The organism is Collinsella tanakaei (assembly GCF_030373545.1).
GTDB lineage: Bacteria > Actinomycetota > Coriobacteriia > Coriobacteriales > Coriobacteriaceae > Collinsella > Collinsella tanakaei_C.
In genome coordinates this window covers 57737-81156 of sequence record NZ_JAUDCO010000004.1, presented here as the reverse complement: position 1 = coordinate 81156, position 23420 = coordinate 57737, and the positions used below count along the sequence as shown (strand labels likewise).

Annotated in this window: 16 protein-coding genes and 1 other RNA gene; 10 read left to right on the top strand and 7 right to left on the bottom strand. The window is 64.3% G+C overall.

The genetic code is table 11. The features are described from left to right. The first annotated feature begins 207 nt into the window (after positions 1–207). The 7 genes from gltB to QUW00_RS04430 all read left to right on the top strand — a co-directional run bounded on the left by gltB (position 208) and on the right by QUW00_RS04430 (position 13140). Positions 208–4827, top strand: a complete 4620-nt coding sequence (gltB, locus tag QUW00_RS04460; RefSeq protein WP_289613193.1) for a glutamate synthase large subunit — start codon at positions 208–210, stop codon at positions 4825–4827. Further along, a complete protein-coding gene (locus QUW00_RS04455; RefSeq protein ID WP_289613192.1) occupies positions 4820–6310 on the top strand; it encodes a glutamate synthase subunit beta in 1491 nt (496 codons plus the stop codon). Before gltB ends, QUW00_RS04455 begins: the two co-directional genes overlap by 8 nt. Before the next feature lie 473 nt (positions 6311–6783). After that, entirely contained in the window at positions 6784–7659 is an 876-nt protein-coding gene (locus QUW00_RS04450) for a methylenetetrahydrofolate reductase (protein WP_289613191.1), read from the top strand. Between the two features lie 26 nt (positions 7660–7685). Beyond that, complete coding sequence (locus QUW00_RS04445; RefSeq protein ID WP_289613190.1) at positions 7686–8438, top strand: hypothetical protein; 753 nt, start codon at positions 7686–7688, stop codon at positions 8436–8438. Positions 8439–8483: 45 nt separating this feature from the next. Next, on the top strand, positions 8484–10991 hold the full coding sequence (locus QUW00_RS04440; protein WP_289613189.1) for a homocysteine S-methyltransferase family protein: 2508 nt from the start codon (positions 8484–8486) through the stop codon (positions 10989–10991). Between the two features lie 124 nt (positions 10992–11115). Continuing rightward, positions 11116–12480, top strand: a complete 1365-nt coding sequence (locus QUW00_RS04435) for a PFL family protein (RefSeq protein ID WP_289613188.1) — start codon at positions 11116–11118, stop codon at positions 12478–12480. A gap of 171 nt (positions 12481–12651) precedes the next feature. After that, complete coding sequence (locus tag QUW00_RS04430; protein ID WP_289613187.1) at positions 12652–13140, top strand: hypothetical protein; 489 nt, start codon at positions 12652–12654, stop codon at positions 13138–13140. On the opposite strand, the gene QUW00_RS04425 is transcribed toward QUW00_RS04430, so the two are convergent. Continuing rightward, a complete protein-coding gene (locus tag QUW00_RS04425; RefSeq protein ID WP_289613186.1) occupies positions 13137–13850 on the bottom strand; it encodes a hypothetical protein in 714 nt (237 codons plus the stop codon). The genes QUW00_RS04430 and QUW00_RS04425 overlap by 4 nt on opposite strands. A gap of 203 nt (positions 13851–14053) precedes the next feature. On the opposite strand from QUW00_RS04425, the gene yhbY reads away from it, so the two are divergent. After that, positions 14054–14353 (top strand): ribosome assembly RNA-binding protein YhbY, encoded by a 300-nt coding sequence (gene yhbY, locus QUW00_RS04420; protein WP_289613185.1) that lies wholly within the window; start codon positions 14054–14056, stop codon positions 14351–14353. A 5-nt stretch (positions 14354–14358) separates the two neighbouring features. On the opposite strand, the gene QUW00_RS04415 is transcribed toward yhbY, so the two are convergent. From QUW00_RS04415 to QUW00_RS04390, 6 genes are all read right to left on the bottom strand, one after another. Then, complete coding sequence (locus tag QUW00_RS04415) at positions 14359–17325, bottom strand: AfsR/SARP family transcriptional regulator (protein ID WP_289613184.1); 2967 nt, start codon at positions 17323–17325, stop codon at positions 14359–14361. A gap of 529 nt (positions 17326–17854) precedes the next feature. After that, on the bottom strand, positions 17855–18598 hold the full coding sequence (nagB, locus tag QUW00_RS04410; protein WP_436232153.1) for a glucosamine-6-phosphate deaminase: 744 nt from the start codon (positions 18596–18598) through the stop codon (positions 17855–17857). A gap of 75 nt (positions 18599–18673) precedes the next feature. Continuing rightward, entirely contained in the window at positions 18674–19171 is a 498-nt protein-coding gene (locus QUW00_RS04405) for a PTS sugar transporter subunit IIA (RefSeq protein ID WP_289613183.1), read from the bottom strand. A 228-nt stretch (positions 19172–19399) separates the two neighbouring features. Then, entirely contained in the window at positions 19400–19795 is a 396-nt protein-coding gene (gene rpsI / locus QUW00_RS04400; protein WP_289613182.1) for a 30S ribosomal protein S9, read from the bottom strand. A gap of 2 nt (positions 19796–19797) precedes the next feature. Further along, on the bottom strand, positions 19798–20241 hold the full coding sequence (rplM, locus tag QUW00_RS04395) for a 50S ribosomal protein L13 (protein ID WP_235421936.1): 444 nt from the start codon (positions 20239–20241) through the stop codon (positions 19798–19800). A gap of 203 nt (positions 20242–20444) precedes the next feature. Then, positions 20445–21314, bottom strand: a complete 870-nt coding sequence (locus QUW00_RS04390) for a patatin-like phospholipase family protein (protein ID WP_289613181.1) — start codon at positions 21312–21314, stop codon at positions 20445–20447. 235 nt (positions 21315–21549) lie between these two features. On the opposite strand from QUW00_RS04390, the gene ssrA reads away from it, so the two are divergent. Continuing rightward, positions 21550–21918, top strand: a transfer-messenger RNA (tmRNA) gene (gene ssrA, locus QUW00_RS04385). 964 nt (positions 21919–22882) lie between these two features. After that, the gene (locus tag QUW00_RS04380; protein ID WP_289613180.1) at positions 22883–23335 is read left to right on the top strand and encodes a hypothetical protein; all 453 of its coding nucleotides are present in this window, start codon (positions 22883–22885) and stop codon (positions 23333–23335) included. The last annotated feature ends 85 nt before the right edge of the window (positions 23336–23420 follow it).

Here is a 23420-nt window from a genome sequence, read left to right as displayed (position 1 = left end):
GCGGCGTCCCTCCCCTTGGGCAGCGTGGACAGTCTTTTTTGCGGGCTGCCCTGCGACGACTTCGTTTGGCACCCAAATCGAAACCGCGTGGAAACCGACGGGAAAACCCGTCGCAACCGCACCTGCCTATCATGGGTCGCCGCGCACGCGCACGTCATCGCACGCGTGTGCATGTATTCCCCGTCTCGATCCAACATGGGAGGGCGCATGGACCACCAGACTCTCTATAGGCCCGAATTCGAGCACGACGCGTGCGGTATCGGCGCACTCGCTGCGCTCGACGGCACGAAAAGCCACCAGATTCTCGACGATGCGCTCTCGGTGCTTGTGAATCTCGAGCACCGTGGCGGCACGGGACTCGAACACAACACCGGCGACGGTGCAGGCATCCTCTTTCAGATCCCGCACAGTTTTTTCCGCAAGGAGGCGCAGCGCTACGGTCAGCTCCTGCCCTCGGAGGGCGACTACGGCGTTGCGATGATCTTTTTGCCGCAAGACCCGCACGGCGTGCAGGCGGCGCGCCGGCTGTTCGAGGAGGGCTGCGCCGAACTCGGGATACCGGTGCTGTTCTGGCGCGATGTTCCCGTTGATCCCCATGACCTGGGCGAGACGGCGCGCGCGTGCATGCCTACCATCCAGCAGGCATTTCTAGCCCGCCCCGCCGACGTCGAGGCGGGTGACGCCTTTGAGCGGCGGCTTTACGTATGCCGCCGCACCATCGAGAAGCGCGCCGACGCGGAGCACGCGCTCGCCGGGAAGATCTTCTACATCTGCTCCATGAGCACGCGGACCATCGTGTACAAGGGCATGCTCGTGGCGACGCAGATGCGCCGCTTCTTCATCGACCTGAACGACGCTGCGGTGAAAACCGCCGTGGCGCTCGTGCATTCCCGCTATTCCACCAACACGACGCCGAGCTGGGAGCGCGCCCACCCCAACCGCTACATCATCCACAACGGCGAAATCAACACGCTCAAGGGCAACGTCAACTGGATTCGCGCCCGCGAGCCGAATCTCTACTCGCCCGTGCTCCAACACGATCTGGAACGGGTGCTCCCCATCATCAACCGCGAGGGATCCGACTCGGCGATTCTCGACAACGTCCTCGAGTTCTTGGTGATGAACGGCCGCCCGCTCTCACGTGCCGTGTCGCTGCTCATTCCCGAACCCTGGGACAACAACGCCACCTTGTCCCCCGCGCGGCGCGCCTACGACGCCTACCAGTCGATGCTCATGGAGCCGTGGGACGGTCCGGCGGCGATCGCCTACACCGACGGACGTACGCTGGGCGCCGCCCTTGACCGAAACGGTCTGCGCCCCGCCCGCTACTACGTGACGCGCGACGACCGGTTCCTGCTCGCCTCGGAGGTCGGCGCCATCGAGGTCGACCCCGCCAACGTGCTCACCTGCGGCTGCTTAGGACCCGGCGAGATGCTCGAGATCACGCTCGGCGAGGGTCGCATTCGCTACAACGACGAGATCCGCAACGCCTTCGCCAAGCTCAAGCCCTTCGCATCGTGGATCGACGAGGAGACCTTGACCCTCGACGATCTGGATGCGTCGACCTCGCCCGAGGCCGACGCGCTGCCGCACGCCCCGAACACCGTCGACATGATGAAGCTCGGCTACCACTGGGACGACGTGCGCGAGGTGCTGCGTCCCATGGCCGCCAACGGTTCCGTTCCGCTCGCCTCGATGGGCATCGACGCGCCGCTGGCGTGCCTGTCGCTCAAGACCCGCTCCTTCTACGACTACTTCTTCCAGCTGTTCGCCCAAGTGACCAACCCGCCCATCGACGCGCTGCGCGAACACATGGTCACCTCGACCGTGCTGTACCTGGGAAACCACGGCAATCTCCTGGAAGACAGCCGCGGTACCTGCCGGCTCGTACGACTTGACGCACCGCTGCTGACGCGCGATGAATTCCTGCGCATCTGCGCGATCGATCGCACCGGCTTCGCAGCGCGCCGCTTCCGCGCAACCTATGCGCGCGACGATGCCCCCGGCGCGCTCGAGCGCGCCCTCGAGCGACTCGGGGACGAGGTGCGCGAGGCGGTGCGCGGCGGCGCGAACATCGTGGTCCTGTCCGACCGCGCAGATGCAGGCGAGGTGCCCATCCCGATGCTGCTCGCCGTCGGCGCGGTGCACAACTCGCTGATCAGGTGCGGCCTGCGTACCTTCGCTGACCTTGTGGTGGAATGCGGTGACGCCATTTCGGCGCACGATTTCGCGGCGCTCATCGCCTACTCCGCAAGCGGCATCTATCCGTACATGGCCCACGACGTCATAGCCCAGCTCGCCGACGAGGGAGATCTGACCGGCTCCGATGGCAGCCCGCTTGACGCCCAGGCCGCCATCGCCAACTACAACCGCGCGGCGGTGGCCGGCGTCGTCTCCATCATGTCCAAGATGGGCATCTCGACGGTTCAAAGCTACCATTCCGCGCAGATCTTCGAGACGGTGGGGCTTGCACCGAGCCTCGTGGATCGCCACTTCACGGGCACCGTATCGCGCGTGGGTGGCCTCGATGTCGACGATATCGAGCGCGAGCTCGACGACCGCTTCGACCAGGCGCTCGCTTGGCGCAGCTCGCCCGCGCCCGACACCTGCCCGACCCTCGGACTTACCTCGTGGCGCCCGGACGGCGAGGACCACCTGATCGATCCCGATACCATCTACCTGCTGCAGCAAGCCGTACGGACCGACTCATATGAAACCTTCCTCACCTACAGCGAGCATCTGCGGCGCCCCGGTCGAGCCGTGCGCCTGCGAGACCTCATGGAGTTCGATCGCGGCAGCAGGGCGCCCGTACTCCTCGATGAAGTCGAGGACGCCCGCAGCATCGTCACGCGGTTCAACACCGGCGCGATGAGTTTCGGCTCGATCAGCGAGGAAGCTCATACCTGCATGGCGATCGCCATGAACCGGCTGCACGGCCGCTCGAACTCCGGCGAGGGTGGCGAGGACCCGCGTCGCGAGACACCACTGCCAAACGGCGATTCCGCGAACTCCGCCATCAAGCAGGTGGCAAGCGGCCGCTTCGGCGTGACAAGCCGTTACCTCTCCTCCGCCCGCGAACTGCAGATCAAGATGGCGCAGGGCGCCAAGCCCGGCGAGGGCGGGCATCTTCCTGGCAAGAAGGTCTACCCGTGGATTGCCCGCGTACGTCAATCCACTCCCGGCATCGGACTGATCTCGCCCCCGCCCCATCATGACATCTATTCGATTGAAGATCTCTCCGAGCTCATCTTCGACCTCAAGTGCGCCAACCCCAACGCCCGCGTGAGCGTCAAGCTCGTATCGGAAGCGGGCGTGGGCACGATTGCCACTGGCGTGGCGAAAGGCGCCGCCGACAAGATCCTCATCTCCGGCCATAACGGCGGCTCGGGCGCGGCGCCGCGCGACTCCATCTGGCACGCCGGCCTGCCGCTCGAGCTCGGACTGGCGGAGACGCAGCAGACACTGCTGCGAAACGGGCTGCGCTCGCGCGTGGTGCTCGAGGCCGACGGCAAGCTTATGGACGGCACCGACGTTGCGGTGGCATGCCTGCTGGGCGCCGAGGAGTTCGGCTTCGCCACCATGCCGCTCATCGCGATGGGCTGCCTCATGCAGCGCGACTGCCATCAGGACACCTGCCCGGCCGGCATCGCTACGCAGAACTGCCGGCTGCGCGGGCACTTCGCCGGCAAGCCCGAGCACGTGGAGCGCTTTATGCTCTACGTCGCCGAGCAGCTGCGCGAGATCATGGCGAACCTGGGATTCCGCACCGTCGACGAGATGGTGGGCCACAGCGAGTGCCTTCGCCAAAAAGCGGTCCCGGGAAACTGGAAAAGCGAACGCATCGACCTGTCCTGCGTGCTCGCATCCGCCTCGTGCGAGTTCGGTGCGCGGATTCCCGGCGCCGACGGCAAGCACTTCCTGCCCTCCATGGCAGCCGACTCCCATCTTGAGCGAACCCTGGACGCCACCCTGTTCACCCCGCTCACCGAGCGGGCCCGGCAGCACATGGTGCCCGTGCGTTTCCACGCCGACATCGCAAACATCAACCGCTGCGTAGGCACGATGCTCGGGCACGCCGTCACCGCGGCGCATCCCGACGGCCTGCCCGACGGCTCGATCACCATCGACTGCACTGGGTCGGCTGGCCAGAGCTTCGGCGCGTTCCTGCCGCGCGGCATCGCCCTCAACGTGACCGGCGACGCCAACGATTATTTCGGCAAGGGTCTTTCGGGCGGCACGGTCTCGGTGCGCCCGCCCGAGTCGGCGAGCTTCAAGTTTGACGAGAACATCATCGTGGGTAACGTCGCCTTCATGGGCGCAACCGGCGGCCGCGGCTTTGTCAACGGCGTCGCCGGCCAACGCTTCGCGGTGCGCAATTCCGGCGCCACGGTCGTCGTCGAGGGCGTGGGCGCGCATGGCTGCGAATACATGACCGGTGGATGCGCGCTCATCTTAGGGGAGGTCGGGCCCAACTTTGCAGCGGGCATGACCGGTGGCGTCGCCTATGTGTTCGACGAGTTCGGCACCCTCGCTGCGCATTGCAATCGCGACACCGTCGCCCTGCGCGCACCCAGCGAGCAAGAGCTCGACGACATCCACGCGCTGATCGAGGAGCATGTGCGCATCACCCAAAGCCCGCGCGGCATCAAGATGCTCTATCGCTTTGCTCGAGTTGCCTCGCTGTTCGTCAAGGTGATTCCCGTCGAATACGAGCGCGTCCTCAAGCTCATCGAGCAGCATGAGGCTGCAGGTTCGACACATGAGGAGGCGCTCGAGTTGGCATTCGAAGCCGTCACGGGCGCAAAGGAGGTGAAGCGCCATGGGTAAGCCCGGCGCATTTCTGGCGCACGACCGCAAGACGCACGAGCTGCGCCCCGTAGACGAACGCGTCTGCGACTACCGTGAGCTATACGTCGAGCTCGACGAGGGCGAACGCCGCATCCAAGCGAGCCGTTGCATGATGTGCGGCGTCCCCTTCTGCCAAACCGGGCATCCCTTCGGCAGAGCGCGTTCGAGCGGTTGTCCCCTGCACAACCTGATCCCCGAATGGAACGATCTCGTCTGGCGCGGCCGCTGGGCAGAAGCCGCGAAGCGCCTCGCGCTCACCAGCCCGATGCCCGAGTTCACGAGCCGCGTATGTCCCGCCCCGTGCGAGGCCGCCTGCAACCTGGGCTCGGTCGACGGGCAACCCACAGCGATCCATGACACCGAGCGCGCCATCTCCGATTGGGAGTGGGCGCACGGAGGGCCCGCTGCGTTTGCGCAACCCGCCGATGACGCCCCGCGCGTGGCCGTCATCGGATCGGGGCCGGCCGGGCTTGCCTGCGCCTGGGAGCTCGCGCGCCGCGGGGCTCGCGTGACCGTGGTCGAGCGCGCCGATCGACCAGGCGGCTTGCTTATGTACGGCATCCCTAACATGAAACTGCCAAAAGAGGTCGTGGAGCGAAGGTGCGCCCTCATGGCTGAGCGCGGCATCTCCTTCATGTTGAATACCGATGCCGCCGACCCTGCTGTTGCGGCGAAGCTGACTGCCGGCTTCGATGCCGTCGTGATCGCGACCGGCGCGAGCGCCGCTCGCACGCTCAACGTCCCTGGCGCGCAGGCCGAGGGCGTCGTGCTCGCCGTGGATTACCTCACCGCGAGCACGCGCGCGGTCCTTGATGGCGACGCGCCCGCCATCGATGCCCGTGGATGCGACGTCGTGGTGATCGGCGGGGGCGATACGGGCAACGACTGCGTGGCGACCGCGGTGCGTCAGGGCGCCGCGAGCGTACGGCAGCTCGAGATCATGTCCGAACCGCCCGAGCATCGCACGCCCGACAACCCTTGGCCGCAGTGGCCAAACGTCAAGAAGACCGACTACGGGCAGCAGGAGGCAATCTATCTCGCGGGCAGCGAGGTCCGCTGCTGGTCTGTCGACACCCTCAAGGTCCTGTCCGACGATGACGGCAAAACGCGCGGGTTGCAGATCGTCGATGTCGATTGGTCCGAGGACGCACCCGCACGCGTCCCTGGGACACAGCGGGAGATCCCCGCACAGCTCATCCTGATCGCGTGCGGCTTCACGGGGCCGCAGCGTGGGGTGTTCCAAGCGCTGGGCGCCGCGCTGCCCGAGCCCGATGACAGGCGGACGCTGCCCATCATGAGTGAAGCCACCCCGCATCGCTGCGTGCATACGGGCGATGCATACGAACCGAACGGCGGCGTATGGGCGTGCGGCGATGCCCGAGGCGGCGCCTCACTCGTCGTGAGCGCCATCGCCGATGGCATCTCCTGTGCCCAGGAGCTCGCGGCGACCTGCGGTCTCTAGCGCATGGCGGGATGGGGGATACGCCCCCATCCCGCTCTTCTTTCCGCCACGCCGCCGCGTTTGGGACAATTTGTTCAGATATGAAGGTTTCACTCGGCAAACTAATATCGTCTAGTATTGTTTTTCAGAGCAGATGCTCGACATAGACTCACCGTACGACCGAATCAACCCGCTCAGACCTCCCGGCAGCCTGCTTTCCCCGCCCAAAGCTCGGCCAAAACCTTCATATCTGAACAAATTGCCCACCTTGAAGCCGCGCGGCAAGGGCAACCCAGCTAACAGCGGCCCATCCCTCCATGAAGTCGATAGGCGCCGCCCATATGCGCGCGACTCGCTGCTGAATCGCGTCGCTTCAAATCAAGTCTCCCCACTCGCCCCGTGAACAACGCGTTTCGGCATAGCCGGTAAACCGCCTTCCATCGCCCACGGTGTATGATGCCTCCACCGCACCTTGCGCACCGAAAGGGGACGCCATGAGAGTCGACCAGATCTTCGCCGAGGCCCGCACTGCGGGCACCCAGCCCGTCTCGTTTGAGATGTTCCCTCCCAAAGGCGAGCTCACACTCGAGCGCGCCCGCGAGGTCGCGGGCGGCTTCGCGCCGCTTGCGCCCGACTTCGTGAGCGTCACCTACTCCGCTGGCGGCTCGGGCAACTCCGCCGCGACCGCCCAGATCGCCCAGATGATCAACTCGGAGTTCAACATCTCGTCCGTGGCGCACCTCACCTGCATCTCGCTGACGCGCGAGACCCTGGCCGAGAAGATCATCGAGCTCATGGACGCAGGCATCGAAAACGTGCTGGCCCTTCGCGGCGACCTGCCGGCCGGCATGAGCGAGGCCGAGGCGGAAGACATCGCCTTCCCCTATGCCAAGGACCTCGTGCCGGCGCTCGTGGACGCCGGCTTCTGCGTGGGAGGCGCCGCCTATCCCGAAGGGCACCTTACCTGCGACGACCTGCCGACCTCCGTCAAACACCTGCGCCAGAAGCAGGACGCCGGCGCGAGCTTCTTCGTCACGCAGCTCTTCTTTGACAACGAGTACTTCTACCGCTTCCGCGAGCTCGCCGATGCGGCCGGCATCACCGTCCCCATCACGGCGGGTATCATGCCCTTCACGAGCAAGCAGCAGATCACGCGCATGGTGTTCACCTGTGCGGCATCGCTGCCCGCGCCCGTCATCAAGATCCTCGCGCGCTACGAAGACGATCCGGCGAGCCTGCGCGAGGCGGGCATCGAGTACGCCTGCCGCCAGCTCGAAGACCTCGCTGCCCACGGCGCCGAAGGCCTGCACGTGTACACCATGAACCGCGCCGACGTCGCGAGCGCCGCCATGCAGGCCCTGCGCCGCTAGGGCATCCGATCAGAAGCGAAACCGACGTGGATCACGAGCTCGAAAGCCCCATCCTCTACCGCCCCGTACCAGGCGATGCTCCGCGCATCGATCGCTTTGAGATGCTTCGCTACCTGGGTTACACGGGTCAGCGCATAGACGATGAGCTGGCTGCGCGCATCGAGCAGACGGCGGCCGATCTTGAGCGCTCGGTCGTCCCGCGCGGCGTGCGCCGCGTCTTTGCCGTCGATGCAACGGCCCGCGATGCCCAGGGAGATCCCTGCATCCGCCTCGTGGGCACCGCCGTCGAGCTGCGCGGAACCGATATCTTCCGTCACCTGAAGGATGCCCGGCTCTGCGCCGCGATCGCCTGCACGCTCGGGATGGAAAACGAGCGGGAGCTGCGCGCGCTGAGCAGCCAAAATCCGCTCGATGCGGCGCTGTACGACGCCGCATCGTCCGCCTACATCGAAGCGGCGGTCGAGGCTATGCAGCACGACGCCGTACGCGCTGCAGAAGCGCACGGCATGTCTGCCAACTGGCGTTTCTCGCCCGGATACGGCGACTGCCCGCTCGACGCGCAGCCGACGCTCGTCGCCGCCCTCAACGCGACGCGCCTCATCGGGCTCACCGTCACCGACCAGAATCTCTTGCTGCCGACGAAAAGCGTCACGGCGCTCATCGGCCTGTTCGATGGAGAGGCCGCGTCCGCACACGATCGCCCCTCCTGCGCGACCTGCCGCCTCCGCGACGCCTGCCCCTTCCGGGAGCGCAACACCACCTGCCATCCCGCACTATGATAGAACCTTAAGACACGGGCATTCCCCACGCTGAGAAGGACCGCCATGGACTACACGCTCGACCCGACCGCTCCCGTAACCGCCGCGCTCGCAGCCGGCGATACCTATCGCCCGCGCACCCTCGATACGCTGCGCATCGCCGATGAGGCGCTGCGCCGTGTGCTGGAGGGCACGCGCCATCTTGTGCTCGACGGCGGCATGGGAACGATGCTGCAGGCAGCCGGCCTCGCCGCAGGAGAACTCCCCGAGTTGTTGTGCCTCACTGACCCCGACGCCATCACCTCCATCCACGCTGCCTACGTCGCCGCAGGCAGCGAGGTCGTGACCACCAATACGTTTGGAGCCAGCGCGCTCAAGCTCGGCGATGCCGCCACGGTCGAAGACGTGTTCGGCGCGGCCGTGCGCTGCGCGCGCGCAAGCGGGGCGCGCTACGTGGCCGGCGACATCGGTCCGCTCGGCGCCCTGCTGCGCCCCATGGGCACACTTTCGTTTGACGGGGCCTACGAGTTGTTCGCACGCGAGGTGCGCGCCGGCGTTGCGGCGGGTGTCGACCTGTTCATCGTCGAGACCATGACCGACTTGGCGGAAATCAAGGCGGCCATCCTCGCCTGCCGCGAGAACTCCGACCTCCCCATCTTTGCGACCATGACCTTTGAGGAGGACGGCCGCACGTTTTTAGGCACGCCGCCCGAGGTCGCCGCTGTGACGCTTGACGCCCTGGGCGCCGACGTCGTGGGCGTCAACTGTTCGCTTGGCCCCGACGAGCTGCGGCCCTTCGTCGCCCGCATGCTCGCGGCGACCGACAAGCCCGTCATGGTGCAGGCAAACGCCGGACTTCCGCATGTCGAGGACGGCCGCACGGTCTACGACATCGCGCCTGAACCCTATGCGCAGGCCGTTGGGCATATGCTCGACGACGGCATCGGCATCGTCGGCGGATGCTGCGGCACCAATCCCGACTACATCCGCTTGCTTGCGGACATGGTTCGCGGGCGAACGCCGCGCGAGCGGCGCGGGGAACCCGCGCTCACCGTCGCGAGCGCACAGCGGCTCGTGGCACTTCCCGCCGCAGGACGGCGCATCGCCGTCATCGGGGAGCGCATCAACCCCACGGGCAAGAAGCGCTTGCAGCAGGCCCTGCGCGAGGGCGACCTGGACTACGTCGTGGGCCAGGGCATCAGCCAGCAGGAGCAGGGTGCCGACATCCTCGATGTCAACGTCGGCCTTCCCGACATCGATGAGGTGCGCACCATCGTGGACGTCTCGGAGCGCCTGTGCGCCGCCACGCTGCTGCCCCAACAGATCGACTCGACCGATCCGCGCGCCATCGAGGCGGCCGTGCGCCGCTACCCCGGCAAGCCGATCATCAACTCGGTCAACGGCAAGCGCGAGAGCCTCGATGCCGTGCTGCCTATCGCTGCGCATTACGGAGCGAACATCATCGGCCTCACCCTCGACGAGGACGGCATCCCCGAGACCGCCGAGGCGCGCGTGCGCATCGCCGAGCGCATCGTGCGCGAGGCGGCGCGCTATGGCATCGGACCCGAGCGCATCCTCATCGACTGCCTGGTCATGACCGCATCGACCAATCAGGCGCAGGCGCTTGCGATCCTCGACGCCGTGACCGCCTGCAAGCAGCGGTTGGGCGTCAAGTGCGCCCTCGGCGTGTCCAACATCAGCTTCGGCCTGCCCGCACGCGAGGTCCTCAATGCAACGTTTCTCGCCGCCGCCTTCGGTGCGGGGCTCGACGCCCCGATCCTCAACCCCGGCTCCGAGCGCTACATGGATGTCGTCCGCACATTCCGCGTGCTCAATGCCGAGGATTCCGGGTCCGCGGCGTACATCGAGCGCTATGCAAGCTGGACAGACCCCTACAAGGGCGAACGGACGGCGGGTGTGACAAGCACCGATGCTCTCCCCGACCGGCAGAACACCGACGGCACCATCCGCCATCTCATCCTGACCGGGCGCAAAGGCGACATGCCGGCGGCTACCGAGCGGCTCCTTGCCACCTGCGACCCCATGGAGCTCATCAACGAGCACCTCATCCCCGCCCTCGACGAGGTCGGCACCCTGTTCGATCAGGGGCGGTACTTCCTCCCGCAGCTGATGGCCGCCGCTGAGGCCGCGCGCGCCGGATTCGATACCGTGCGCTCCCTCATGCCCGCAGCGGACATCGAGCCCAAGGGCGCGATCTGCCTCGCCACGGTCAAGGGCGACATTCACGATATTGGCAAGAACATCGTCAAGATGCTCCTCGAGAACTACGGCTACACCGTGTACGATCTCGGACGCGATGTCGAGGCGCAGCGCATCGTCGACACCGTGCGCGAGCGCGGCATCGGCCTGGTCGGGCTCTCGGCGCTCATGACCACCACCGTCAAGAACATGGAAGCGACCATCGAGCTGCTGCGCAGCGAGGTCCCCGACGCGAAGGTCGTCGTGGGAGGAGCGGTGCTCACGCCTGAATACGCCGCGAGCATCGGCGCCGACTACTACGCGAAGGACGCCGCCGAGACCGCCCGCATCGCCGAAGAGGTCTTTGGGGGCTAGGGAGCGCCGCGCGGGACCGTGCGATTCCTCCGCCCATATTCACGGCGCCTTCGCACGCGGACGCGGGCAGTTGGTTAGAATGAAGCAAGCATTTGCTTGCACCGCAACGAACGAAGGAGCCCCCATGGCAATCACGCCTGCAGAAATCGCCGAGACACGCGGCATGGTTTCCGAGCAGCACCTCGACATCCGCACCATCACCATGGGAATCTCGCTCATGGGCTGCGCCGACGAGAACCTCGAGCGCATGTGCACGAAGGTCTACGACCGCATCACCACCACCGCCGAACGTCTCGTGCCCACCGCCGAGATGCTCGAGCGCGAGTACGGGATTCCCATCGTGAACAAGCGCGTCTCCGTCACGCCCGTAGCGCAGATCGCCGCGGCCTGTCCCGACCAGGACCTGACGCCTCTCGCGCACGCGCTCGACCGAGCCGCCGAGACGCTCGGCATCGACTACCTGGGCGGCTTCTCCGCACTGGTCCACAAGGGCATCGGCGACGGCGACCGTCGCCTCATCGCCAGCATCCCCGAGGCGCTCGCGCAGACGAGCCGCGTGTGCTCGAGCGTCAACGTCGCGAGCCTGCGCGCCGGCATCAACATGGACGCCGTCCTCATGGTCGCCCAGACCATCCTCGACGCCGCACGCCTCACCGCCGATGCGGAATCGGTCGGCGCCTCGAAGTTCGTCGTCTTCGCCAACATGGTCGAGGACTCCCCCTTCATGGCTGGCGCCACGCATGGCTCCGGCGAGGCCGACGCCGTCATCAACGTGGGCGTCTCCGGCCCCGGCGTCATGGCCGCAGCTCTCGAGCAGCTGCCCGAGAGCGCTTCCATGATGGAGGTCGCCGAGAAGATCAAGCAGACCGCCTTTAAGATCACGCGCGCCGGCGAGCTCATGAGCCGCGAGGCAGCGCAGCGCCTCGGCGTGGAAAAGGGCATCGTCGACCTGTCGCTCGCCCCGACGCCCGCCATCGGCGACTCCGTCGCGCGCATCCTCGAGATCATCGGCGTGGGCACCTGCGGTGGCCCCGGTACCACCTGCGCGCTGGCGATGCTCAACGACGCCGTCAAGAAGGGCGGCGTCATGGCGAGCTCGAGCGTGGGTGGCCTGTCCGGCGCGTTCATCCCGGTGTCCGAGGACGCCGGCATGATCGAGGCCGTCGAGGCCGGCGCCCTGTCCCTTGAGAAGCTCGAGGCCATGACCTGCGTGTGCTCGGTCGGCCTCGACATGATCGCCATCCCCGGCGACACGAGCGTGGAGACGATCGCCGGCATCATCGCCGACGAGATGGCCATCGGCGTCATCAACAACAAGACCACCGCCGTCCGCATCATCCCTGCCATCGGCAAGGGCGTGGGCGACTCGGTGGAGTACGGCGGCCTGTTCGGCCGCGCACCCGTCATGCCGGTCAACCAGCACGCCGGCACGGTGTTCGCCCACCGCGGTGGCCGATTCCCCGCACCGCTCAACTCGCTCAAAAACTAATTCGTCACCACGCATGCGCGATTGATGCACACGGGGCCGTCTGGAAAGGCGGCCCCGTTTTGTTTGCTCAGGCTATGGAGACGGGCGCGAACCGCTCGTTCCCACGCTCGCCGTACGCCGCGCGGGGCATATGGTGGTCAGCCCCATTCCCTCGGCCGCAAGGAGCCGTCAATGAATACCTTTACCCGAGCGCTCGCCGTCACGCTTATGGCGCTCGTCATCGCCCTTGGTGCGTTCTCGCTGCTCTGCGCAGGGCCGCTCGCGAACACGCCCATCTCCCAAGCCCTCTCCGACTTCGGTAAGAACATGGAGTACGCCACCTTAAACGCCGCCCTCGACGCATCGGGCGTCAAGGGGGCGGCGGAGGGCGCGCTGCGCGACAACGCCGCCGGCATCGCGTCGGCGACGGGCATGAGCAAACAAGAGGTCGACCGCGCCATCGACGACCTCGACATATCCTCGTGGCGCATGGCGGAGCTCCCCGCGCAGGCGACGCCCCGCTTCAGCGTCCAAGCCTCCTATCAGGGCTCGTCGGCGACGATCACGACCTACGACGATCCGTCGTACATCACGGTCGACGCGCTTGGGCAGCATGCGACGCTGCTCGTACCCGAAAGCGCCCAGCACCGCGTCGCCCATCTGATGCAATCTGCGACCTAAGCGTCATCGCCGTCCAGAGAGAGGGACACGAGCACACCCTGCTCGCCTTCGAGCGTCAACACATCCTGCTCGAGTTCGACCGCAACGACACGGCCCGATCCGCTCGCCACGCACGTTGCCAGCGCCCCCTGGCTGTCGGAACATGCCCAGACCTCATAGCCCTCGTCGACGTTAACGACCGCAAAGAACATGCCGCCCGCATACGCCATTCCCACCGGCTCTCCGCTGACCGCGATCAGCTCTGTCGCGTCTGCGGCATCACCTGCGGCGTCCATCCGGTAAAACCGTGCCGTCCCCTCATCGTCCACAGAGACCCCGAAGGAACGGTCGTAGACGTCCAGCGTGCTTGCCGACGCGTCGTCGGGATCAACCGTTACCGCCAAGGCGTCCGTCTCCGCCGGCTTTGATGTGCTGACGGGAGTTTCATCCGAATACAGCAGCGCGCCGAGCACCGCGCGGCCGAGCACGAAAAACGCGATCGCCGCAAGCAGCGCGCCCGCGACCACCGCCGCGATCGATATCGCGCGCCCCGCGCGCGCCGGGTCCCCTCGACGCGCAGCGCGGGAGGCCGACGTCCCCATCGCCTGTCTGCGATAGCTCTCCTCCTCGTCGCGGCTGCGTGCGCGGGCAGCCCGGTGGGCCGCCTCGGCCGCGTTGACGGGTCGGCGAGGCGCCTGTGTGTCTCGCGAAGTCCTCTGCATATCGGTCATCGGCTGCCTTTCGAACCGCGTTGTCCTGGAAGCATCGTACCCCGGACGCTTCCCTGCGCGACCAAAAGGCGCCGTGAATTTGAGGGAGCGGCTCACCTCCATGAAAAATCGAGGAAGGAGCCGCGGAGGTCTGGCACTTGTGCGCATCGTGCTATATCGTGTACCAGCTACATCATCGCGTACAAGAAAGAAGGCCCCTCTTCATGGCACTCACCGGCAAGCAGGTCCGTCAGCTCCGCAGCCTCGCTCATCACCTGGACCCCATCGTCTACATCGGACGCGGCGACGTCAACGGCGGCGTGGTCTCGCAGGCCGAGGAGGCCCTGGAGGCCCACGAGCTCATCAAGTGCTCCGTCCAGGACGGCTCCGACCTCACGTGCCGCGAGGCGGCCGAGCAGCTCGCCGAGCTCACGTCTGCCGAGGTTGTACAGGTCATCGGCCGCCGCTTTGCGCTGTATCGCGAAAGCTCGCGCAAGGACATCCAGAAGATCAAGCTCGTCTAGTCAACCTATATCAGCAGCGGCGCTTTCGATCTGTTCACGATTCGCTCGTACAGCGCCCGCGTCTCCGCCTCAGGAAGCGCGTTGACCTCGTGCTGTAGATAGTGCAGATGGCTGTTGTAGAGGGTCACCACCTCCCTTCTGCGCCCACAGCGATCGTAGACCTCCATCGCGCGCCTGATCAGATCCTCGCGGGCGGGCACATGGCGCAGCGCGGCCTCCACGAGCCATGCCGCGCAGGAAAGGTTGTCGAGCTCCAGTGCGGCGTCGATACCTTTCGCCATGCAGTCGGCAAACCGAGATGCAAACAGGGCTCGCATACGCGTGAAGTACGCGGTATCCCCACGGTCGGGTACGTACAGCGGGCCCGCATAGAGCTCTTCCAGTTTGAGGCAAAGCTCCACCACCTGCTGCGCAGAAGTCTCCTCGCTGCGCAAAAGGATTCCGCGGGCAAGCAGGTCAAAGCTGCGCACATCTGCATAGACGTACTCCGCGTTGAGCGCCAATCCATCGCCTTGCGTCAACAGGTACTGAGGACCGCCCGCGCGCTGCCCGAGCGCCGTGCGCAACGCCGAGAGAGTCACGTACAGGCTTTCCCGTCCACTTGAATACTTGGCATCCGGCCACAGCTCATCGATAATCGCCCGACGGCTTACGAACGACCCCAGATTCAAGGCAAGCCTCGCGGCGATCACGCTCGCCTTCTTGCGCCTCCATGACCCATCGGTCAGCACATGTCCGTTTCGCTCGGCATGAAACCCGCCAAACAGGTTAATCACGACCTCGCCCGCATGCTCCGAAGGAAGCCCCGTAACGATCTCGCGAAGCGTCTCCGCTCGCTCGTCCGACCTCCTGTCGGAAGCGCGGCCATCGTCATGGGCAGGCGTAAGAAACGGCGCGATCGATTCGCATTTCGATCCGACGAGCTCCGCTGCCCGTCGGACAATGGGCGCGATACGCGGATCGACCATCACCGTCTTGTTGAGCGAGTACCACGCCGCCAGTTCCGCGTCAAAGCGCGCGGCGGCAAGACGCAGCGCAGTCGCCCACGCCGAGCCCGCATCATCACCTCCCTGCGTCAAATCGAGCGCCTCCGCCTCCTGCCTGGCACGCACGCGCGAGGTCTCGCGCAGATGCGCTGAGCACTCAAGGAGCAAGCCCCACGCGCGCAGAAACCGGTTCTCGGGTACCGCGAGCTTCGTGACCTGCTGACCTCGAAAACGTGCGTTTGACGCTTGGCCGACGGCCAGAGACTGCCATCCTTCGGCAGCCAGGCAATACAGCTGGGTCGACAGATCAGCTTCGCGCACGGCGATGGTGCCGGCGTCCACGAAACCGCGCTCGTCGATGATCGGCAGACTGCAGTAGAACCGGCACGTGTTCACGGTCATGCGCACGCGTGCGGCTATGGCGATCAAGCGCCTGCGCACGAGCTCCTCCACCATGCCCTCAAGCTCCTCGATCTCTTGCTGCGAGGCGCCCTCCCCGTGCAGCGCGAGCTCGAGCAGCCGATCGCATTTCAGCAGAACGCCCGGTATGTCGATTCTATTATCCGCCAAACTTGCGGCCGCCTCGACATCCCCGTCCCATCGCGGGCTCCCGCCGCCGCCCACGAGCTCTGCGTATACGCGCGCGTGAAGCCTCAGGGCCTCCGCCTCGCGACTCGTCTGGCGACCGACGAAATCCGCCGGCATCTCAGGCAGATCAATTCCCGTACACGAGCCCCACACCTGCTGCATCGCACACGCGCAGTCCCAATCGCAAGCATCGATCTGCTCGCATATCTCATCCGCCCTTCGTCGCAACTCCGTGGCGCACGAGCGGGCCATGCGGTAGTTTCCCGCCGTCAACGCCGCCACATAGAGCGCGAGCAAAGCGCAGGCGTCCACGCCCGACGAGACGACCGTCTCCCCTTCCGAAAGCGCAGAGAAGATAAAGGACGCATGGCCCGCAAGCGCAAAGCGCGTGGGAAACTGCGCGATGAGCAGCGCGGTCTGCTCGGCATCCATGACCAGACGACAGAGCTCGACCGCATCGTCGACGCGACCGCAGCGCATAAGAACCCGAATCGCCTGCCCCGCAAAGGCAGGGCGTCTGGCAGCAATATCCCTGCGGATGCGCGCAGAGGCCTTCCCTTCCCTCCCCAAGCACGCAAACGAGCGATCGGATGTGTCCAATCCAAACAGCGGATAATCGCGCGCCAGGCGCGCCACGGTCTCGCGCTGGACGCGCATGCCGCACCGCTCAAGATCATCGAGCCGCCCACGCTCCATCAGCAGCATCATGCAGACGATGCGGTAGAGCGTATCGCGCTCGCGCCGCAATTCCCCCAATACGCCCTCATGGACCTCCACGATCCCCGCTTCCAGCGCATCCGAGCTCGCCTTGCGCCCCGACGCCATGCAAAGCAGCGCCACGAGAGCCGGGATCCCCTGGGTGAGCTCGTACACATCGAGACCGCTCGCTATGGTGAACACCTTGACCCATTCCGAGTACTCCCGCGGGTGGACGGCAAGGGCACGAGACGAAATCTTCGCCGAATCGCCGAGGAGAGATAGAAACTGCCTATTGGACGGCATGCATGTCACGATGACTTCATATCCCTGTTCGCGCAGCGCGCGAAGCCGCTTTACCATCCACTCCGCCGCCTCCCGGTCAAGACGCGGAAGGCCGTCGATGGCAAGCAACGGTCGAACTCCCGGTACGGCAGCCTGCTCAAGCTCATCAAACAGGCTGGCGAACCCCTCGCGGCCAAGCCCCTCGCCATCGACCACCCGCGCGCCTCCTCGGGCGGGATCGGCCTGCACGATCGACGCATACTGAAGCACCAGCGCCGTTTTGCCGTATCCCTTCGGCGCGCTCACCACCGTGATTCCTGCGGAACGACCCTTCTCGGCAAGCTCATGCAACAGCCTGTCCCGTTTCACGATGAGTCCCGCATATGCTCCCATGGCAGCCTTCTCATGGTCGGCCATATCGCGCGCGTCCTTCGATGATTCAGCGCTCTGCCCCGTATACGCCATCTTCCCTCCGATCCCTTTCGGTCCTTTTCACCATATGCGGCGCGACGCTGCGGCCCCGTGGCTTTTTCTCGCTCCACGCCCATCTTGTCGGATGGACATGTGATACCTGTCAGGATTCTGTCGGGCCGTCTTCCCACTGCATTCGATTCGCCGCGTACATCGACATAGCACGATGCGTTTTGTGCAAAACTGAAATAGCGTTACATGTTGTCTTTCATATGAAGCGCTTCAATCTCTTTATTTACACCGATTCACATATATTCTATTTTTACTTCGTAATGTTTTCTGATTTTCGAAGGTGCTCAATGGCGTATGTGTGCACGGTCGGGCCCATCCGGAAGACCGTTGACAATGTGTCGGGGCGCAGTGCGAACGGTGGAAAACCGAGGCCAGCACGCAAAAAGCAGACGAAATGCAACGCATAAAAAAAGCGCCCCGCGATGCGGGGCGCAAGCAGCTCGATATGCGTATGCGAGATGCGCTACTTGAGCTCGTCGCCACACAGCGACAGAGCAGCCTCATCGGCAACGAGCACCGTATTGGGGTGAAGCTGCAGGATGGAGGCGGGGCAGGTCGGCGTCACCGGGCCGAAGCACATGTCGTGCACGGCCTGAGCCTTCTTCTCGCCGTTGGCCGCAACAAGGATCATCTTGGCGAACATGATGGTCTGCACGCCCATGCTGAACGCCTGACGGGGCACGTCGTCGATGCTGTCGAACAGGCGGCTGTTGGCCTGGATGGTCGACTCGGTCAGATCGACGCAGTGCGTGCCCTTGGAGAAGTGGTCATCGGGCTCGTTGAAGCCGATGTGGCCGTTGTTGCCGATGCCGAGCAGCTGCAGGTCCGGATAACCCGCGGCGGCGACGGCCTCGTCGTAGGCTGCGCAAGCTGCCTCGTAGTCCTCGGCCATGCCGTCGGGCACATGGGTGTTGGCCTTGTCGATGTTCACGTGATCGAACAGGTTGTGGTCCATGAAGTAGCGATAGCTCTGGGGGTCATCGCCGGCAAGGCCGCGATACTCGTCCAAGTTGTAGCTCACAACGCGGGAGAAATCGATATCGCCCTTGTTGTACCACTCGACGAGCTGCTGATAGGCACCGATGGGCGTCGAGCCCGTCGCAAGGCCGAGCACGCAGTTCGGCTTCAGGATCACCTGAGCCGAGATGATGTTGGCAACTTTGCGGCTCATGTCGTCGTAGTCGCGCGCCCTCACGATGGAAATCATGTTGGACCTCTTTCCTTCTCCGATCTCCAATACAAACGGCCCCTTCGCATCATGCGAAAAGGCCGCCTAAAACCCTTATCGTTCGCGTGCCGTGATGAGTTGATCGAGCTCGGACACGGTATCGCCGACGTTACCCTTGATGCTTGCAAACTCAACGGAATTGCAGATAAGAATGGGGGCTGTCACATCGAAGCCCTCGCGCTCGATGGCTTCGCGATCGAACTCGATCAGCACGTCGCCCTTCTTGACGACCTGCCCGACAGACGCCTTGACGTTGAAATACTTGCCGTCGAGCTTGACCGTGTCCAAACCGATATGAATCAAGACATCCATGCCCTCTTGCGTATGGAGCGCGAGCGCATGGCCGGTGGGAAAGATCGCCTCGATCTTTGAATCGGACGGCGCCACGACCTTATTGCCCGAAGGCTCGATGGCGACACCCTGGCCCAAAAGACCCGCAGCAAATGTCTGGTCGTTGACCTCAGACAAAGGGATGACCTTGCCCGCGATGGGCGACAGCAAGACGTTGCTGCGCCTCCGCAAGCCAAACGACTTGAGAAACCTGCTGAACATGATCCTCCTTGTTGTACCGTGCAGAAGAATCCCCGCAACAATCGTACCGCATCAGCGCGCGGGCGGCGCTGTCGTTTTTGTCCCATTCGCGTCTCGCCGATGCAAGGTTCTTGGGAATCCCAGCGTGTCGGAACGCCACGAGAAGGCCCTTTAACGTACGAAATACAAAAGCGGGGCCCGCCAAAGTGGCAGGCCCCGCTTGCGCGTTCGAAAAGAGTCCGGAAGCGATTAGCGCTTGGAGAACTGAGGAGCGCGACGGGCCTTCTTGAGGCCGTACTTCTTGCGCTCGACCACGCGGGCGTCACGGGTGAGGAACCCGGCGCGCTTGAGGTCGGCACGGTAGTCGCCGGCGTTGAGCAGCGCGCGGGCGATGCCCAGGCGCAGGGCGCCAGCCTGACCGGTGATGCCGCCGCCGTCGCACAGGGCGATGACGTCGAAGGTGCCGGCGGTGTCGGTCACCTTGAAGGGAGCGAGAGCGTTCTCGACCAGCTGCTTGCGGCCGAAATACTCAGCAGCGTCGCGCTTGTTGACGGTCACCTTGCCGGTGCCGGGGACGATGCGGACGCGGGCAACGGCGTTCTTGCGACGGCCGGTGCCGTAGTAAACAACGGTGTTCTCAGCCATCTTTAAGCCTCCAGCTCAATCTTGACGGGGTTCTGGGCAGCATGCGGATGCTCGGGACCCGCATAAACCTTGAGCTTCTTGAGCTGAGCACGGCCGAGCGTGGTCTTGGGGAGCATGCCGCGGACGGCGCGCTCGATGACCTGCTCGGGATGCTTCGCCATGGCCTGGCGGAAGCTCTCGGCCTTGAGGCCGCCATTGTAGCCGCTGTGACGGTAGTAGACCTTCTGGTCGGCCTTGTTGCCGGTAAGCTGGACCTTATCGGCGTTGATGACCACCACAAAGTCACCGCAGTCAGAGTTCGGGGTGAACTGGGGCTTGTTCTTGCCGCGCAGGATCATAGCGACCTGAGTGGCGAGACGGCCCAGGACAGCACCCTCGGCATCGACGAGGACCCAGTTGCGGGCAACCTCGCCCTGCTTGGCGTAGTGAGTCGACTTCTGAATCACTTGACTCCTCCATGTACAGTACGTGTGTCTTAACAGAGATTCACGGGGCTCTGCAAATGACTGAAGAATTATAGCGCGGCCGCCGACGGGGTCAATGCGGCTTTTGCATTCTCCCAGAGTTTCTGCACATGTCGAGCGGCCAAAGGCGGAGATGCCGCTTTTGGCCGCCTTTGTCGGGCCATCCGCTGAACCGCGAGACCGCGCTACCCGAGGAACGAAACGATATCGTCCAGACGGCGCATGCACTCCTGACGACCTTGGATGTAGAGGTCGAGCAGCTTGGCGGTATCGTGTTCGATATGGCCAACCTCGACGGGACGCGGCGGGGCAAGCACGAGCACCCGGCCTTCGCTCTCGTAATTCCAAATGTGCTCGCGCTGCTCGTTGTAGCGTTCATGGCGATCCGCGATCGCCTCGAGCAGATACGGGTACTCGCTGTAGCGCGCACGGGCGGCAGGCATGAGTTCGTAAGGGCCCTTTTTATAGGAACGATGCTGTGTGAGGACCACAACGGCACGGTCGTACCCTGCCTGCTCAAGGACGTGCTCGACGGGAACCGAGTCGGCGACGCCGCCATCGAGATACAGGTGGCCATCGATTTCGACCGGGGGCGCCATGAGCGGAAGGGAGGTGGACGCCCGCACGACATCGATGTCGAGCACGGCGTTTTTCACCTCAAGATACGCCGCGGTGCCAAACACGATGTCAGTCGCCACCGCGACCAAGGGCATAGGGTTCGCCAGGTAAGCGTCGTTGTCGAATGGATCGAGTCGATCCTGCACGTCGTTGAGCATGAAGTCGTAGCCGATGAAGCTGCCGCTGCGTGCGAACGACTTGGCACCCATATAGCGGTCATCGTTGCAAAAGGCGAGGTTCACGCGGTTGGGGCGACCAATCTGATGCGACTTGTAGCTCAACGCGTTAAGCACGCCCGCCGATACGCCATAGCAGGCATCGGGCTGTATGCCGTGCTCCATGAGCACGTCGAGCACGCCGGCGGTAAACTGTCCGCGAAAGCTGCCTCCCTCGAGCACGATTGCCGTCTTGCCCGCGTTTTCAGCCCGCTGATCCATGCGACGCCTTCTTTCTGCACGACTTATCATCTTCTGCTCTTCTACCACAAAGAGCGCTGCCGCAAACCCGCAAACGTGCAAGCGGGACGGCGCCGAGTCGCTTAAGGCTCGAGCCCATCGGAACACAACCGTATAAATGCGCCCGGAACGTGGTAGAATACCTAGCCCACGGCCCTTCGGTCGTACGTTCTTTGACACGTCGAGCGGCTTTGCCGCCCGGTGTCCTTTTGCATGAGGGGGCGACTGGTTTCGACGCGATAGCTCTGAGAGAGGAAGCAGGCCGTGGTCTCCTCGCCACGTTAAACAGGGGTACCGTCAAAATGAATTGACAAGAATTCTTCTTACGAGCCCCAGCTGGCTCTTGCTGCTTAGTTAAATAGCGGCACGTCGCGTCCGGGAGATTCCCCGACCCGGGCCCGATGTCATTTGAGGGGAATGCTCCCGCGCACGTAACCGGTATGGCGCGGGCTAAGATCGAACCGGTTAGGATGCCGCGAGCGTGTCGCTGCGCGCAACGCATCCGAGACTAAATCAGCGACTGAGCCTGGAGATGCCAATCAGGGGGCTTTCGTGGACCGGAGTTCGATTCTCCGCGCCTCCACCACAAGGAACGAGCAGGTAGATAGCACTATCTACCTGCTTTTTTATTTTCTGAGGGCAAGCCCGCGGAGAATCGAACTCCGAGCGGGGCGCGAAGCTGAAAAAGCGCGTAAGCGTCTTTTCAGCGCAGCGCGCAAGGCGGCGAAGCCGCCGCAGCGGGTGCGAATCCGCGCAGCGGATACGCGGGTTCGCACCCCGCTACACGTTCCCATGCGGATGCGGCGCTTGCTGCTTCGCACGCATCTCTTTTGCCGAACGGAGTGCCGATCCCCGATCGAAATGCACTCGCCACAACGGTCAACCTGACGGCTGGATATGCCAGAAAACCATGTATAGCTCCAGGGCGCGATTTTTCGGTGCGATTCTCCCATCGGCCAAAGACCCTTCGCAAAACCCCAGTTGTTTCCTGCGGCGTTATCGAGGTGTATAGCCATAGGTGGCAAAGGGCACCGAAAAATCGCGCCCCAGAAGGTGCGCATGTATTTCGCGGTGTACCGTTTCCGTTTTTTATGCACCACTGCGCTGCTTCCCTGCGATGATACGCAGGAATATGCACGGTCATCAGAGCGGAGTGTTCGAGACCGTCAGGGGCGTCCATTGCCTCCAATGGAGGCGTCATACCCGTCGGGCTGTCGTTCGCAACGGCTTGATGTGACAGGAGGTCTTCGGGCGCGCATGTCGGTCGGCAACATCGCATTGTGCACGGCGGCATGTAGCATTTCTGCATGTTGCCTGCAGATTGGAAGATGAACACATCAGGTAGGCGTATATGTTTAATCGGCGAACGGTAGATGGTATCGATTTCACATTCTTTGGCTTCTAGCAGCGGTTTTAGCAACAGTAAGTTGTTTTGGCCGTTTCAGCGTATCTTCACACACATGGAGAAACGCCACAAAGTCTTGCCGAGCGGACGCACCAGTCGCTAAGGTGCTTCCAACGTTATGGTTGCCCTCACAAGGAGGTTACTCATGAACACGCAGAACGCTCAGCTCGCCGGTGCCCTCGTCGGCCTCGGCGCTACGATTACGCAGGCCATGGACCAGATCGACGACTTCGTTCCCTGCGGCCACCCCGCATCCGTGGTCATCAACGGCCTTGCCGCCCTCGACGATTCCCTCACCGATGACCAGCGCAGCGAGCAGGTCTCCTCGGTCACCGGCCTCATCGACCACGTGAGCGAGAAGCGCGGCGTCCCCGCTCACGATATCGCCAACGTCCTCGAGCTCGGTGGCATCAAGACGCAGCTGCTCGACGAGCTCAAGCACCTCGCCATCGCCATGAAGCCCAAGACCGACACCAACCCGAACGTCAACGCCTGGATGTATCGTTCGCTCGCCGCCATCGAGCGCGACGGCAACCTTGAGGCTGCAGCGCGCATGGCCGAGATCCGCGCCGTCAAGGCCGCGGTGGAGACCCTCTAGGCCATATGGCCACGCGCACGCGACCGTGCGCACCTACATACAAATGCACAAAGGCGACAGCGCGCCCACCGGGTACGCTGCCGCC

Bases quoted from the DNA above. Each gene is read 5' to 3' on its own strand.
- QUW00_RS04450 (WP_289613191.1), top strand. From the start codon at position 6,784: ATGAGAGTCGACCAGATCTTCGCCGAGGCCCGCACTGCGGGCACCCAG.
- QUW00_RS04390 (WP_289613181.1), bottom strand. From the start codon at position 21,314: ATGGATCAGCGGGCTGAAAACGCGGGCAAGACGGCAATCGTGCTCGAG.
- nagB (WP_436232153.1), bottom strand. From the start codon at position 18,598: ATGATTTCCATCGTGAGGGCGCGCGACTACGACGACATGAGCCGCAAA.
- QUW00_RS04415 (WP_289613184.1), bottom strand. From the start codon at position 17,325: ATGGCCGACCATGAGAAGGCTGCCATGGGAGCATATGCGGGACTCATC.
- QUW00_RS04405 (WP_289613183.1), bottom strand. From the start codon at position 19,171: ATGTTCAGCAGGTTTCTCAAGTCGTTTGGCTTGCGGAGGCGCAGCAAC.
- QUW00_RS04380 (WP_289613180.1), top strand. From the start codon at position 22,883: ATGAACACGCAGAACGCTCAGCTCGCCGGTGCCCTCGTCGGCCTCGGC.
- yhbY (WP_289613185.1), top strand. From the start codon at position 14,054: ATGGCACTCACCGGCAAGCAGGTCCGTCAGCTCCGCAGCCTCGCTCAT.
- QUW00_RS04440 (WP_289613189.1), top strand. From the start codon at position 8,484: ATGGACTACACGCTCGACCCGACCGCTCCCGTAACCGCCGCGCTCGCA.
- QUW00_RS04430 (WP_289613187.1), top strand. From the start codon at position 12,652: ATGAATACCTTTACCCGAGCGCTCGCCGTCACGCTTATGGCGCTCGTC.
- rpsI (WP_289613182.1), bottom strand. From the start codon at position 19,795: ATGGCTGAGAACACCGTTGTTTACTACGGCACCGGCCGTCGCAAGAAC.
- QUW00_RS04435 (WP_289613188.1), top strand. From the start codon at position 11,116: ATGGCAATCACGCCTGCAGAAATCGCCGAGACACGCGGCATGGTTTCC.
- QUW00_RS04455 (WP_289613192.1), top strand. From the start codon at position 4,820: ATGGGTAAGCCCGGCGCATTTCTGGCGCACGACCGCAAGACGCACGAG.
- gltB (WP_289613193.1), top strand. From the start codon at position 208: ATGGACCACCAGACTCTCTATAGGCCCGAATTCGAGCACGACGCGTGC.
- QUW00_RS04425 (WP_289613186.1), bottom strand. From the start codon at position 13,850: ATGACCGATATGCAGAGGACTTCGCGAGACACACAGGCGCCTCGCCGA.